Annotated in this window: 18 protein-coding genes and 1 tRNA gene; 6 read left to right on the top strand and 13 right to left on the bottom strand. The window is 63.3% G+C overall.

All coding sequences use genetic code 11. The features are described 5' to 3' along the window. Positions 1-46 precede the first annotated feature (46 nt). Together OYT13_RS07510 and OYT13_RS07515 are read left to right on the top strand one after the other, a co-directional pair. Positions 47-313, top strand: a complete 267-nt coding sequence (locus tag OYT13_RS07510) for a BrnT family toxin (protein ID WP_017232394.1) — start codon at positions 47-49, stop codon at positions 311-313. 10 nt (positions 314-323) lie between these two features. Next, on the top strand, positions 324-653 hold the full coding sequence (locus tag OYT13_RS07515; RefSeq protein WP_017232393.1) for a BrnA antitoxin family protein: 330 nt from the start codon (positions 324-326) through the stop codon (positions 651-653). Positions 654-698: 45 nt separating this feature from the next. On the opposite strand, the gene OYT13_RS07520 is transcribed toward OYT13_RS07515, so the two are convergent. Further along, entirely contained in the window at positions 699-866 is a 168-nt protein-coding gene (locus tag OYT13_RS07520; RefSeq protein WP_017232392.1) for a hypothetical protein, read from the bottom strand. 190 nt (positions 867-1,056) lie between these two features. Here OYT13_RS07520 and OYT13_RS07525 point away from each other — a divergent pair, with 190 nt between their 5' ends. Continuing rightward, on the top strand, positions 1,057-1,428 hold the full coding sequence (locus tag OYT13_RS07525; RefSeq protein WP_017232391.1) for a single-stranded DNA-binding protein: 372 nt from the start codon (positions 1,057-1,059) through the stop codon (positions 1,426-1,428). A gap of 159 nt (positions 1,429-1,587) precedes the next feature. On the opposite strand, the gene OYT13_RS07530 is transcribed toward OYT13_RS07525, so the two are convergent. The 9 genes from OYT13_RS07530 to ybgC all read right to left on the bottom strand — a co-directional run bounded on the left by OYT13_RS07530 (position 1,588) and on the right by ybgC (position 8,638). Further along, a tRNA-Lys gene (locus tag OYT13_RS07530) sits at positions 1,588-1,663 on the bottom strand. Positions 1,664-1,769: 106 nt separating this feature from the next. Further along, positions 1,770-2,885 (bottom strand): YeeE/YedE family protein, encoded by a 1,116-nt coding sequence (locus OYT13_RS07535; RefSeq protein WP_150564634.1) that lies wholly within the window; start codon positions 2,883-2,885, stop codon positions 1,770-1,772. 405 nt (positions 2,886-3,290) lie between these two features. After that, positions 3,291-4,034: a tol-pal system protein YbgF gene (ybgF, locus tag OYT13_RS07540; RefSeq protein ID WP_261938834.1), complete on the bottom strand. Its 744-nt coding sequence runs from the start codon at positions 4,032-4,034 to the stop codon at positions 3,291-3,293. 10 nt (positions 4,035-4,044) lie between these two features. Continuing rightward, positions 4,045-4,542 carry an OmpA family protein gene (locus OYT13_RS07545; RefSeq protein ID WP_017235174.1) on the bottom strand — a complete coding sequence of 166 codons (498 nt, stop codon included), beginning with the start codon at positions 4,540-4,542 and terminating at the stop codon, positions 4,045-4,047. 30 nt (positions 4,543-4,572) lie between these two features. Next, positions 4,573-5,865, bottom strand: coding sequence for a Tol-Pal system beta propeller repeat protein TolB (tolB, locus tag OYT13_RS07550; RefSeq protein WP_017235173.1), 1,293 nt, complete (start codon positions 5,863-5,865; stop codon positions 4,573-4,575). A gap of 101 nt (positions 5,866-5,966) precedes the next feature. Further along, positions 5,967-7,013 (bottom strand): cell envelope integrity protein TolA, encoded by a 1,047-nt coding sequence (gene tolA / locus OYT13_RS07555; protein ID WP_261938833.1) that lies wholly within the window; start codon positions 7,011-7,013, stop codon positions 5,967-5,969. After that, positions 7,010-7,444 carry a protein TolR gene (gene tolR, locus OYT13_RS07560; RefSeq protein WP_026132193.1) on the bottom strand — a complete coding sequence of 145 codons (435 nt, stop codon included), beginning with the start codon at positions 7,442-7,444 and terminating at the stop codon, positions 7,010-7,012. Before tolR ends, tolA begins: the two co-directional genes overlap by 4 nt. Positions 7,445-7,465: 21 nt before the next feature. Further along, entirely contained in the window at positions 7,466-8,140 is a 675-nt protein-coding gene (gene tolQ, locus OYT13_RS07565; protein WP_017235170.1) for a protein TolQ, read from the bottom strand. A gap of 39 nt (positions 8,141-8,179) precedes the next feature. Further along, positions 8,180-8,638, bottom strand: coding sequence for a tol-pal system-associated acyl-CoA thioesterase (gene ybgC / locus OYT13_RS07570; protein ID WP_026132192.1), 459 nt, complete (start codon positions 8,636-8,638; stop codon positions 8,180-8,182). 356 nt (positions 8,639-8,994) lie between these two features. Between ybgC and OYT13_RS07575 the strand changes: the two genes are divergently transcribed. Together OYT13_RS07575 and OYT13_RS07580 are read left to right on the top strand one after the other, a co-directional pair. After that, positions 8,995-9,843, top strand: a complete 849-nt coding sequence (locus OYT13_RS07575) for an NAD(P)-dependent oxidoreductase (RefSeq protein WP_268567863.1) — start codon at positions 8,995-8,997, stop codon at positions 9,841-9,843. A 343-nt stretch (positions 9,844-10,186) separates the two neighbouring features. Further along, positions 10,187-10,945: an IclR family transcriptional regulator gene (locus tag OYT13_RS07580; RefSeq protein ID WP_017235167.1), complete on the top strand. Its 759-nt coding sequence runs from the start codon at positions 10,187-10,189 to the stop codon at positions 10,943-10,945. 105 nt (positions 10,946-11,050) lie between these two features. Here OYT13_RS07580 and OYT13_RS07585 read toward each other — a convergent pair whose 3' ends face one another. The 3 genes from OYT13_RS07585 to OYT13_RS07595 all read right to left on the bottom strand — a co-directional run bounded on the left by OYT13_RS07585 (position 11,051) and on the right by OYT13_RS07595 (position 13,006). Further along, entirely contained in the window at positions 11,051-11,680 is a 630-nt protein-coding gene (locus OYT13_RS07585) for an SRPBCC family protein (protein WP_017235166.1), read from the bottom strand. Beyond that, positions 11,649-12,179, bottom strand: a complete 531-nt coding sequence (locus OYT13_RS07590) for a glycine cleavage system protein R (RefSeq protein ID WP_017235165.1) — start codon at positions 12,177-12,179, stop codon at positions 11,649-11,651. Before OYT13_RS07590 ends, OYT13_RS07585 begins: the two co-directional genes overlap by 32 nt. Positions 12,180-12,316: 137 nt before the next feature. After that, the gene (locus tag OYT13_RS07595) at positions 12,317-13,006 is read right to left on the bottom strand and encodes a phosphatase PAP2 family protein (protein ID WP_017235164.1); all 690 of its coding nucleotides are present in this window, start codon (positions 13,004-13,006) and stop codon (positions 12,317-12,319) included. A gap of 329 nt (positions 13,007-13,335) precedes the next feature. Between OYT13_RS07595 and OYT13_RS25240 the strand changes: the two genes are divergently transcribed. Beyond that, the gene (locus tag OYT13_RS25240; RefSeq protein WP_442796461.1) at positions 13,336-13,536 is read left to right on the top strand and encodes a GFA family protein; all 201 of its coding nucleotides are present in this window, start codon (positions 13,336-13,338) and stop codon (positions 13,534-13,536) included. The last annotated feature ends 25 nt before the right edge of the window (positions 13,537-13,561 follow it).

Below are 13,561 nucleotides of genomic sequence, written 5' to 3' on the forward strand. Positions count from 1 at the left end.
CAAAAAATCGTTGACGTATGTAAATTAATGCCCATACAATAAATCAATGCAAATCGAGTTCGATCCAGCGAAAGACGAGGCAAACTGTAGAAAACATGGACTGTCGCTGGCGCTTGCCGAGTTTTTCGACTTGGAGGCTGCGTTGCTTGAGATCGACGCGCGCGCCAACTACAACGAAACGCGGTTTGTTGCGCTTGGCCCGCTCGGGGACAGACTCCATGTGATGGTGTTGACAGTGCGAGACGAATCGATTCGAGTGATCAGCCTTCGCAAAGCCAACCGACGCGAGGTACGAAAGTATGACGAAACGTAGACCCCCCCCAATGACCGACGCCGAGGATGCGGCCATCACGCGTGCCGCCGAGACGGATCCCGATAACCCACCGTTGACCGACCAGCAGTTGGGGCAGATGCGTCCGGCGCGCGAAGTGCTGACCGAGGTGTTGGGGAAAGGGCGCGCGGATGCTGTGTTGAAGCGTCGCGGACGCCCGGCGTTGCCGGAAGGTCAACGTAAAGTGACGCTGAACATGCGCGCTGATCGTGATGTGGTGGAGGCGTTCAAGGCGTCGGGCGACGGGTGGCAGACGCGAATGAATGACGCTTTGCGGGAGTATGCCAAGTCACATCACATGTTGCCGGCGTGCTGTCCTTGATGGCGTTTGCCCCGAAATTCCGGGCGCAGCGTCACACTAGAATTGCTAAATCCATCGCATGGCGAACCTGCGTGTCTCGTTGGCCGTATCGCCTGAACCCTTGTCGCTCAACCGCTTGATTTCGGATAGCGTGCGCAACGCAAACGCGACGCGATTTTCCATCCCGGTAAGCTTCGCGTCGCGGCTCACCACCTTCTGCACGGCTGCATTCAACTGCCTCCTGGAGAATCTCGTTCGTCTACGTTCTATGTCGACCCGTTGGTTCAAGTGGGCGATTTTGTCCGGTGTTTCAGGCGCTGCTTCACGGGTATCCAACACGCCGGCGTGTGGAACGGGTATGGTTCGACGTTCGAGGGTTCAAATGAAGCGTGGGCGGCAGTCGCGCGTGATAACGAGGTGAAAGATGATTGATGGTCTGATTGGTGGGAAGGTCTACGGAACGCCCGCTGAGCGCAAAGGGCAAGGCGGCACGGCATATGCCACTGCGAAGGTTCTCGCGGCCGGGGGCGACGGCGAGGCGCTGTTCGTGAACGTAATTGCCTTTGCCGATGATGCGCGGGCCGCACTGCTAGCGCTGGATGATGGGGATTCTGTTTCGCTGTCTGGTGCGCTCACGCCGAAGGTATGGACTGACAAGAACGGCGAGACGCGCCCCGCGCTGGACATGGTGGCGCATGCAGTGCTGACGGCCTACCACGTCAAGTGCAAGCGACAAGCCGTCCAACGAGAGTCTGCGCCGGCGAGCGGCGACCATGTCGAGGACGACGATCGCTAAAGGAGATGCGGGGGACGGGGCGTTGTGAGGTGGTATGCCAGCGCGTAGCGCCGGTTGCGCCAGCGTCTCCTTGACGCAATCCGCCGGCAAGGTGGTTCCATGACGCCGGAAACGAGAAAGGGGTTACAAGCGAAGCGCCTGTAACCCCCTGAATTCGTTTGGTAGGCCGTGCGGGATTCGAACCTGCGACCAACGGATTAAAAGTCCGCTGCTCTACCAGCTGAGCTAACGACCCAACGAAGACCAAAATTATAGCGGCGCTGTCACCATAGTGTCAATACCTGGGCGGCGCGACGGCGGCTCTTTCTGGCGCGATTCGAGCGGTTGTGCGCGGCTTGTGCTCAAACGCTGCGCTCAATGCGCCACATCTGGTACTTGAACGCGCAGACGCCGCCCACGAGAATCGCCGCCGTCGCGAGGAACGACCCCAGCGCCAGCGTCGATACGCCCGACAACCCCTGACCGACCGTGCAGCCCAAGGCCGTCACGCCGCCGAAGCCCATCAGTACGCCACCCACCATGTGGTTTGCCGTGTCTTCCGTGCCCTGAAAGCCTTCCCAACGGAAATTGCGCGACACCAGTGCATAGACGAACGACCCGGCAATCACACCCAACACACTCGAAATGCCCAACGTGATGACGTTGCTCGTGTCGCTCCACATCATCAGCCAATACATCGTGTACGCGAGCGGCGAGACGAACGACAACGCTTCCATCTTCCCGGAATTCGTGGCAACGAAACTCTCCTCCAACGTATTCGGATTCTCCGCCACGTACCCTAACTTGCCCGAGACGTACCACAACGCCACGATGATCGCGCCCACGACGAGGCCGCCCAGCAGATTATCGAACGTCCAGAATTCGCGTCGTGCGAGCGCCGCGATCACGAACGCCCCGCCAATCGCCAACCCGAGAATGAGCTGTGCGCGGTGTACGTCGCCACCGAACCAGCCGCCCAGCAATGTCGGCAGATCCTGCGATGTCGCAAACGTGGTTTGCACGCTATCGATGGCCGTCACGCGCAATACCGCGAACAAGCCCTTGAGCGTCATGTAGCCCGACAGACCGATCATCACGAAAACCAGCAGCGACTTCAGATTCCCACCGCCGATGCGCACCAATGTCTTGCTGCCGCAACCGGACGCCAGCACCATGCCGAAACCGAACAGCCAGCCGCCAACGAGATACGACAGCCAGGTAAAGCGCGGCGTCGTGTAAATCGCCTTGATAGGATCGATGACACCTTGCGACGCCAGCGCCCCCGTGCCGATGGTCGCGACACCGATGGCGAGCAACCACATCCGCATGCGGTTCCAATCGCCGATGTTCACGATGTCGGAGAGCGCGCCCATCGTGCAGAAATGCGTGCGCTGCAGCACAGCGCCAAACACGAAGGCCAGCGCAAAGGTGAACCACACGACGGTGTGGGAGAGGGCGGTGAGATCGACGTCGGTCATTAGGCGAGAAGGCGATGGCGGCCGTGCCCGGCCGTTCGATTCGTTGTCGCGAGCCACGGGGCGTAGCCGGCATGGTAATTATCAGACGTGCCGCGCGCAGTCTGCGCGCGATCACATCGCGGGTGCGGTCGTCATGCCCTGCAGACCCAATCGGACCCGCACACATCCCCTGAGACGCCGCGCTTCGAACGCTTGCAAAGCCCGTATTCTACTTGAGGTCGCGGTCGGCATCCGCAAAGCCCGGAAGGATGGGAGCGCCTGGCGGTCGCGGCAGCGTTGACGATGACGGCAACGACGGTGATCCGGCATGCGCTGGAAACGACAACGCCGCCCAAAGGCGGCGTTATGCGTTTGACGAGTGACCTCACACGGCAGGCTGGTTCGCGCAGTCTCCCGCGAGACGTCTTACTTCAGCTTGGCCACACGTTTCTTGGCCTCGGCCGCCGATTCGCTGTCCGGGTACTTGGCCACCAAATCGTGCAACGTTTTCTTCGCTGACGCAATCTGCCCGGATTCCGCCTGGTTACTGGCGATTGCCAGCATTGCCTCGGCAGCCTTCGGGCTCGTCGGGTACTTCGTCACGATCCCCTGCAGCGTCGCGGTCGACCCCTTCAGATCCTTGTTGGCGTACTGCGCATTGCCAAGCCAGAACTGAGCTTCGGGTTGATACGGGCTGTCGGGATACTTGGCCGAGAAGGTTCGGAATGCCGTTTGCGCACCCTTATAGTCACCATTGCGGAATTTCGTCAGCGCGGCGTCAAAGACATCTTTCTCGCCCGGTTGGACGGTGCCTGTCACGCCGCCGACGGTCATCTGCTGCGGTTCGAATTTCTTCAATCGACCGTCGAGGTCGTTGTAGAAATCCTTTTGACTCTGTTGCAGGTTCGCAAGCTGGTTTTTCAGATCTTCGTTCTGACCGCGCTGGTCGGCCAGATCACGTTGCAACTGCTGAATCTGATTGTTCAAATCCAGCACGTTGCGCGTGAGCCCCTCGATCCGCTGCTTGTCCGAATCCAGACGGCTGCGGATATCGAGGATCGCTTTGCGCGCCTCGTCGTCATCGAACAATCCGGCATGCGCCAGCGGACTCAGCACCGCAGTGCCGAGCGTCACCGCGCAGATCATGTTTTTAAGCAAACGAGACGTCATGACGATTCAATCAATAAGCCAGATCGGCGCGACGGTCCTGAGCCCAGCTGGCCTCGTCCGTACCCGTTGCCTTTTCCTTGCCCAGCGAAACGGCTTCCATCTGGTTGGTGTTGGCGCCCAGTGCCGACATCGCCTTCACCACCGATTCGGCACGCTTCTGGCCCAGTGCCAGGTTGTACTCGCTCGTGCCGCGCGGGTCGGTATTGCCCTGCACCAGCACGTGGCGCTGCGAGTACTTGTTCAGGAACGCAGCATGCGCCTGGAGCATCGGGGTGTACTGAGCATCGACGCTGTACTGGTCGAAGCCGAAGTACACGCTGCGCTTGGCGAGCGGGCCGTTCGGGTTGTTCAGTTCGTCAGCCGAGGCGTCGACGGGGGCGACAGCACGGGCGTCCGTGGCTTGACCCTTGTTGGCGTTAGCCTGGTCGTCGAGCTTCACGCCCGACGAGCAAGCGGCCAGAGCGGCCAGCGAAGAGATGGCGAGGATATTACGAAGCAGGGAACTCATTTGAGCCTCCGATTGATGTTGCTGTTGATGTTATTGCATGAAAGGGCCCCAGGAGGGTTCGCGAACTTCCCCTCCCCGAACCTGAAGAATCTGCCGGGTTTGCCCGTCCACCGAGACTGCCGCGAGAACCTTGCGGCCCCCCGACTGCGTTGCATAAAGAATGTACTTGCCGTTTGCAGCAAAACTCGGTGACTCGTCGTGGCTGGTGTCGGTCAGAGCCGTAACATCGCCAGTACTCATATCCTGCACGCACAGTTTGAATCCGCCGCCTTGTCGCGCAATGAACGCGAGCAACTTGCCGTCGGGACTGATTCGCGGGCTGACGTTGTAACTCCCCTTGAAGGTCACGCGCTGCGCAGCGCCTGCCCCTTCGCCACCGGCCGGCATTTTGTAGATTTGCGGACCACCGCCACGATCGCTCGTGAAGTAGATCCATTTGCCGTCCGGGGAATACTGCGGTTCGGTGTCGATCGCGCCGCTGCGCGACAGACGCTTGAGGCCACCGCCATTGGCGTTGACCTGATAGATCTGGGTGTTGCCGTCGCGCGAAAGGGCCACGGCAAGCTTGCTGCCGTCCGGCGACCACGCGGGCGCCGAGTTGTTGCCCTTCTCGTTGGCCAACACGGCACGACGGCCGGTCGGGAGATCGTGGATGTACACGACGGGCTTGCGCTTCTCGAACGAGACGTAGGCGACCTTCGTGCCATCCGGCGACCAGGCCGGTGAGATGATCGGCTCGCGGCTGTTGAGCGCAACGCGCGCATCCTGGCCGTCGGAATCCGAAATCTGCAACTGGTAGTGGTTGCCGCTGTGCAACACGTAGGACAGACGCGTGGCAAACACGCCGCGGTCGCCCAGCAGCTTCTGGTAAATGTAGTCGGCGATCTTGTGCGCCGTCAGACGCAAGTTCGCGGCCGACGAGGTGAGGGCCAGACCGCCGAGCGGTTGTCCGTTCACGGCATCGTATAAACGGAAGCTGACCTGGAAGTTGCCGTTGCCCGCGGGGACGATCGTGCCCGAGACGAAGGCATTCGCCCCCTTGGCGCGCCAAGTGCCGAGATCGACCGAATCGTCCACGCCGACGGCGGCGCCGCCCGTATCGATCTGATTGAAGCGCCCGCTGTTGCTCAGGTCGGCCTTGACGACGGACACGATGTCCGTCGGCGCGGCGCCCTTGAAATTGGACACGGCGATCGGGTAACGGTTGGTGCCGACGCCCGTAATGTCAACGGTCAGCGGCGTCTGCGCATGGGCGATCGTGCACGCTGCGGTGAGCCAGGTGGCCACCAGCGCACGCCATGCATATTGACTGGAAATTCGCATGCGTTCGATTGGTCAGTTACGCGGTGCAAGCGCCATTTTTACCACACTCGGATGAAAATGGACTCACGTCGCTCGGTTATCGTTCCCGTTTGACAACACTCTCAGCCTTTTGGGCTGAAGCGAAGGTTGACGCTCGGGGGGGCTTTGCCATTGGTGTCGCGTGGCAATGGATCGGACTTGGTGATAGCGGACTGCACGGCGGCGTCCCAGGCGGGATTGCCGCTCGATTTGACCAGCTGCATGGACAGCACGCTGCCATCCGGCGCCAGACGTACCGAGACGACGGCCGTGGGATTGCCCGTGGTGTCGCCGCCATAAGCAATGTTCGGCTTGACCTTCGCGCGCACGCGATCGGCATAGCCCGCCGACGCTGTGCCGCCTGCGCCCGAGCCCGTACCGCCGGCCTGCGAGCCCAGACCGTTGCCGGTCGCGCCGGCCGTGCCTCCGGCCATCCCGCGCAACGCCGCCAGACGCTGCGCGCGTGCGGCGTCGGCTGCTTTTTGTGCCGCCGCTTCCTGCGCGGCCTTGGCCTTGGCCGCCTTGTCTTGTTGGGCCTTCTTCTCGGCGTCCGCCTTCTTCTGTGCATCGACGAGTTGCTGCTGCTTGAGCGCTTCGGCCTTCTTCGCCGCTTCATCCTTCTGATGCTTCAACTCGTCGGCCTTCTTCTGGTCGGCCAGCTTCTGCTGGCGGGCGGCTTCCTCCGCCGCCTTCTTGCGAGCGATGTCGGCTGCTGCCTGCTGCTCGGCAAGTTGCTTCTGCTTGAGCGCTTCCTGACGTGCCTTCTCCTGCTGCGCTTCGAGCAGGCGTGCCTGCTCGGCGGCCTGCTGCTCCTGCTTGCGCTTTTTTTGCTGGAGGGCGATGTCGGCGTCTTCGACCGGCGGCGTGGGCGCGGCCACGGCGGGCGGCGCGGGCGTCGGCGGCGGCGTCACCACGGGCGGCGTCGGCTCCGCGACTTCGGACGGTGTCCACAGCTCGGCCTCTGACCCGGCCGGCGAACTGTTCTGCCAGCGCATGCCATAGAAGAGCAGCGCGAACAGCAGCGCGTGCATGAACAGCGCGAGGAGAAATGCCCGACCCGTGCCCCGCTCATCGTTGCGTGGGCCGATAGGGCGATTGGCACGGTCGGTGCGGGCTGCGGTGCGGCTCATTTCTGCTTGACGAGCAGGCCCACGCGCTTGACGCCCTGGGCCTTGAGATCGGACATCACATTCATGACGATTTCATAGCGCACCGACTTGTCGGCGGCGATGACGACCGGTTGATCCGGATTTGCGGCCTGACGCCCTTGCAGGAACCCCGTCAGATCGGCGGCGCCCATGCGCTGCTCGATGGTGTTCTCGCCGTCCTTGTAGCGCACCAGCATCCGGTTGTCGGCCTCGATGTTGACGACCACGGGCGGCGTCTGCTGCTGCGGGCTCGCGTTGGCGACGCTCGGCAGGTTGACGATCGACGGCGCGACCAGCGGCGCGGCCACCATGAAAATGACGAGCAGCACCAACATCACGTCGATGTACGGTACGACGTTGATATCCGCCATGGCGCGACGGCCGCGGCGAGCGTTGCGCATAGAACCTGCCATGTCTCGGCGCTCCCGGAGTGCTTAGTGAATCTGCCGTTGCAGGATGTTGGAGAATTCTTCGACGAAACTTTCGAAGCGGATCGACAGTCGGTCGATGTCGTTGGCGAAGCGGTTGTAGGCGACCACGGCAGGGATTGCGGCGAATAGACCGATGGCCGTCGCCACCAGTGCTTCCGCGATACCGGGCGCTACATTGGCGAGCGTGGCTTGTTGCACGTTCGACAGGCCGCGGAAAGCGTTCATGATACCCCACACCGTGCCGAACAGACCGATGTACGGGCTCACCGAGCCGACCGATGCGAGGAACGGCAGATTGGCTTCGAGCGAGTCCATTTCGCGTTGATAGCAAGCGCGCATCGCACGACGCGCGCCGTCCAGAATGGCGCTCGGATCGTGCAGACCCTTCTCGCTCGCCTTGATGTACTCGCGCATACCCGATTCGAAGATGCGTTCGAGCGCCCCCGTCTGATGACGGTTGTTCAGCGCGCTTTGATAGAGCGCCTGAAGGTCGCCACCCGACCAGAAATCGCGTTCGAAGCGCTCGGTCTGGGTGCGGGCGCGGCGAATCGCGAAGATCTTGCGGAAGATGTGGGTCCACGAGAGCAGCGAGAGCACCAGCAGCAGGCCCATGACGGCCTGAGCGAGCACGCTGGCATGCAGGACCAGCGAAATAATGGAAAGGTCTTGATCGGGCATGGTGTGGTTATTGACTGACCGGAATTCTTGTTGTTGGCTTCAGGCGGCTGCCGAACGGGGCGGCTCACCCGCTGCGGCGGCCGACAGCATGGCGAGGCGCACGTTCGCGGGAATCTTGCCTGGGCGCAGCGTGTTGGCCGCCACACAGCCGATTTTGATGCTGCCGCGCACCAACAGTTCGCTGCTGCCGTCCGGCGCGTCTCGCCAGGCTTCCTGGTGAAAATCGACAGAGGCGCCGCCAACGCGCTCGATGCGGCTTTTGATGGTGAGGAGATCGTCCAGCCGGGCGGGGGCCAGATAGTCGAGTGCGGTTGCACGCACAATGAAAATCATGCCGGTTTCGCGGGCCAGCGCGAGCTGCTCGATGCCGAGCGAACGAAGCCACTCGGTTCGGGCCCGTTCAAAGAATTTCAGATAGTTGGCATAGAAGACGACGCCTCCGGCGTCCGTGTCCTCGTAGTAAACGCGAATTGACCAACAGGTATCAAAATCAGCCATGCCGCGCATTGTAGCGGAACCTGAGACCAACGCCAGTCACGGAAACACAATTTTTCAAACGGTAACGATGGCCTCATGTTTACGGGGAATTACTGAAAGCCCCACGGCGCACCAAACTGGGGCCAATTTGCGCGGATCCCCCGTGTGGCGGGGGATTGCGCTGGCGCCCGAGGGCTGCCCATCTTTATAATGGTGGCTCGCAAGCCCCCTGAATTTCAGACAGGACCCCGCGGGTGCCCCCTGCTTCGTGCGCCCCTGGGTTCCCTCATAGCGAATCAACCTGCGAGGCCCTCGAATTGACTTCCCCTTCATCGCAAGCAACGTCTGTCCGTGTCGCGTTTCTCGGCCTGGGCGTGATGGGTTATCCCATGGCCGGTCATCTGCAACGTGCCGGTCATCAGGTCACGGTCTATAACCGCACGGCTGCCAAGGCGCAGCAATGGGCCAACGAGTATGGCGGTGCGGCCGCCGCCACGCCGGCCGAGGCAGCGCGCGACGCCGATATCGTGGCCGCCTGCGTCGGCAATGACGACGACCTGCGCAGTATCGTGCTCGGTGAGCACGGCGCCTTCGCCGGCATGAAGGCGAACGCCGTCTTCGTCGACCACACAACGGCCTCGGCCGACGTGGCACGCGAACTCTACGCCGCCGCGCGCGCGAAGGGGCTGCACTTCGTCGACGCCCCCGTCTCGGGTGGCGAAGCCGGTGCCAGGAACGGCGTGCTGACGATCATGTGCGGCGGCGACGCGCCGGCGTTCGACCGGGTGGCCCCGACGCTGGGCGCCTACGGCCGAGCCGTCACGCGCGTGGGCGAGGCCGGCGCGGGGCAGGTGGCCAAGATGGTCAATCAGATCTGCATCGCCGGTCTCGTGCAGGGACTGTCGGAAGCGATCCACTTCGGCCAGCGTGCCGGTCTGGACATGCCGCTCGTGCTCAACGTCATCAGCAAAGGGGCGGCAGCGAGCTGGCAAATGGACAATCGCGGGCAGACGATGATCGACGGCAAGTTCGATTTCGGCTTCGCGGTGGACTGGATGCGCAAGGATCTGGGCCTCTGCCTGGCCGAAGCACAGCGCAACGGCGTGTCGCTGCCGGTCACGGCGCTCGTCGACCAGTTCTATGGGGATGTGCAGTCGCTCGGCGGTTCGCGCTGGGACACCTCGAGCCTGATTCATCGGTTGCGCGTGTTGTCGGGCAAGGCCTGAGCGGCACCGTCGGGGGTCGCCGCCGCGGTCGCGACCCTGGCATGCCGGTAGCGAGCGGGGCGACGGTGGACGACCGGCGGCAGGCTGGGTCGTCGCCTGCCGTCGGTGGGCGGTCGGCAGTCGATATCCGGTATTTGGCATATCTCCGGGTTTGTCTCCAATCGTCAACGAAGGCCGATTGGCACTAGAATGCGGAAAACGGGACGTCGCGGTGCGACGGCATGGCGGCGTGGCAGCTTGGGAGCGGGCTGGGGCGGTGGCGTGTCGACGTTGAGCAGCAGGGAGGCCGCCGCGAGCGATAACGATTCAGAACACAACTCGACCCCGAGACCCCAGTACCGACATGAGCAATCAGTCGAACGCCGCGGCCGTCCGCGCATTTCGCATTCTCGAAATTCTCAGTGCGTCAGGCACGCCAATGACCTTGGCGGAAATTGTCGCCGCCATCGGTCTGCCCAAGCAGACGGTGCATCGCATTCTCAAGCAGCTCGAAGCGGCGTTTCTCGTGTCGCGCGAAGCCGGCAGTCGGCATTACGAGCCGTCGTCGCGGGTGCGCGCGATGGCCGTCAATGCGTTGATGCACGTCGGCCCTGCGGCTGCGCGCCATGCGATTCTTCAGCAACTGGTCGACAAGCTGGGTGAGACGTGCAATCTGTCGATGCTCTCGGGCGACGACCTGGTCTACCTCGACCGAGTCGAGACGGATTGGTCGCGTCAGCTCAAGCTCGCGCCGGGCTCGCGTGTGCCGTTGCATTGCACGGCGAGCGGCAAGCTGCTGCTGGCGTTCCTGCCTCGCGCGCGCCGCGAGAAGTTGATCGCGCATCTGCCGCTGCGACCGCGTGCGGAGAACACCATCACCGATCTCGAGGACTTGCGCGAGGAGTTGAGCGAGACGCGCAAGCGCCGGGTCGGCACCAACAACGAAGAGCATGTGCCGGGCATGATCGCCGTGGCCGTGCCCGTGATGCTCGACCGCAATCGCGCGTGCGCGGCCATCGCGGTGCAGGCGAGCGCGCAGCGCCGCACGCTTGACGCGCTCATGACGTTTCTGCCGGAACTTCAGGCGGCGGCCGAGGCGATGGCGGCCACGTTCAACGAGTAGGCTGGGCGCTGCGAGGCGACACCGAGACGCCTCGGCGCCGCGCCACCACGCCACTGGCACGCTACGACACCACGACGCCACCCCGAGCCATCACGACACCTACCGCTAGTGGGCCTGCGCGGAACTTGTGGCGACCGACGACATCGACGCCGGCGCGGGAGTGTCGGCCGTCGCGGTCGCGAAGATTTGTTCGAGTTGCTTCGCGCCCTGCGCCGACTCCGCGCGCATGCGCGGGCCGATGAAGATCGGATCGAGCATCAATAACAGAAGATTCGGCGTGCGATAGACGACGTCGCGCTCGAAGCGCGTACCCGTGCCGTCGGGCGTGAGCGTGTAGCGGACTTCTCCCGACGGACGTCGGTTCATCTCGCCCTCGAGGCGCCATTCGAGCGGCGGCTTCGCCTCGACGACCTTCCAGTGAATGATGCCGTGACGTCCCGCGAGGCGAAACTCTTCGGCGACTTTTTCCCCCACGACGAGCGAGTGATCGGTCGCGCCCTGCACGGCGAGCGACGCCGGATGCCATTTCGGCCAATTGGCCGGCGTGGTCACGTAGTCGTAGACGGCCTGCGGCGGCGCCTGCACCGTGACCGTGCTCACGATGTGGGTCTGGCGCTCGAACGGCAGGGGCAGCAGCGAGAGCAGGGCGACGACGACGGCCGCCCCGAGGAAGAACAGGAAGACCCGCTTCATCGGTGCGCGCTCACGCACCGGAAGGCGAATCGAGTTCGACATCGACCATCAGGTCGTCGGCCAGACTTTCGAGCGTCTCGCGCAGCGATTCCGTGCTGACGCTCGCGGGAACGTGCAGGCGGGCAGTCGCGCGAAACAGCGTGCCGCCCGACATCGATCCTTCGACGCATTCCGTGGCGAGTTCATCGATGCTGATGCCGCGCGAGAAGAGCACGTGTGAGATTTCCCTGACGATCCCCGGATGATCCTGCCCGACGAGATCGAGCTGAAGCGCGCGTGCGGCCGGGTCGGCGGCGGCGCTCTGGGCGCGCGTGACGGCGATGCGCAGGCCCTGGGTTTCCATCGCCTGCAGGGCTTGCGTGAGCGCGTCGGCGTGTTCGTCGGGGACTTGCAGGTGGATGATGCCGGCGAACTGGCCGGCCAGATTGGCCAGACGGCTCTCCAGCCAGTTGGCGCCGGCGGCGCTCGCGCGATCGGCGATCGCGTTGACCAGACCCGGACGATCCGGGCCAATCACATTGAGAATCAGGGACGTCGTCATCACAGGCTCCGTCGAAACTGAGGGGCAAGAGGCGGCGCAGACAGCGCGCTCGTTCTCCAATGGGGAGCGATGCGCGCAGCAGGTTCAAGTGTAGTGCAATCGTGCGGTGCGCCGCTACGGCATGCCCGCCAATCCATCTACACCGCAACCCCGTGCCGAGTGGTCCAGCGTTGCCAAGCCTCGACAAACATCGTGCCCACTGCGATGCCGAGCGCGGCCCCTGCGAGCGCATCGCTCGTCCAGTGATAAGCGGCGGCGAGCTGGCCGAAGGCCGTCAGCACAACGGCAACGGCGCACGGCCAGCGCAGCGCAGGGTGTCGCAGCGCGAGCACGGTGGCGAACGCCAGCATGACGGTGAGATGCCCCGAGGGGAACGACGCATACGCGGCACCATCGCCGCCGAACCACCGGAATTGGAACACGCCGTCGCGCAGATAAGACAGATTGTCATGAACCCACGTGGCCGGCCACGTCCGCCCGAAAGCGAACTTCAGGCCTTGCTTGAGCACGCTGCCAACGCCTACGGCACCCGCCGCAAGCCACAGCGTCGTCGCCCACGCCGGGAGGCGGTGTCGCCAGACGAGCGCGGCGCCAACGATCCCAAACGTCGGCCAGGCCAGCACAAACAGCGGCGAGGGCAACTCCGCTATGTGCTGAATCCACCGCGTACCTTGAGTATGCACGTGCGCGAAGTCCACCACCGGACGGTCGATCCACGGGATGGCGAACAGTGCCAGCAACAAGCACGCGAACGCGCTCAGCCAAGCGGTACGCAGGCAAAGCGAGGCGACGGCAGGGGCGGCGGAGGCGGGCGCTAGCTCGTTCATGACGCGATGTCGGTAGAAAAATGGAACCGGATCCGAGTGGACCCCGGCGGAATCGACCGTCGGCGAAACCGCGCCATGGTAACCGTCATTGATGACAATGGGGCAACGTTTTCCCCGGACGGGGGGCGTATGTGCCGGTCTGTGCCGTCATTGCGATTTGATGACGATCAGGGCACCCGTGTTGCGCGCATGAGATGCTCGCCCGGCAAGGAAACGAAAGATTCTTTGCTTGGCGAGCGGCCATCGTCCTACAATCGTCCCCTACGTAAAAGTCGTGTGCCAGCCTGATGTCACAAGGCACAGCGGGCGGTTTTCAGGGGGAGGGCGTGATGAAAGGCCGTTGTCTGTGCGGCGCGGACGCCTATGAAGCGGCCCCGTTTTCCGGCCCCTTTGCCCATCGTTCCTGTGGCACCTGCCGAAACGCGCACGGGGCGGCGTTCACCACGGCGACGACGACGCTGCGTGAGCATTTCCGCTTCCGGCGTGGCGCGGACCGAGTGGCGTCGTTCCGATCGTCGTGGATGTTGTAGTGGGCTTGACAAAACAAAACCAATA

Origin of the sequence: Pandoraea sp. XJJ-1, from assembly GCF_026802345.1 — a bacterium.
GTDB classification, from domain to species: domain Bacteria; phylum Pseudomonadota; class Gammaproteobacteria; order Burkholderiales; family Burkholderiaceae; genus Pandoraea; species Pandoraea cepalis.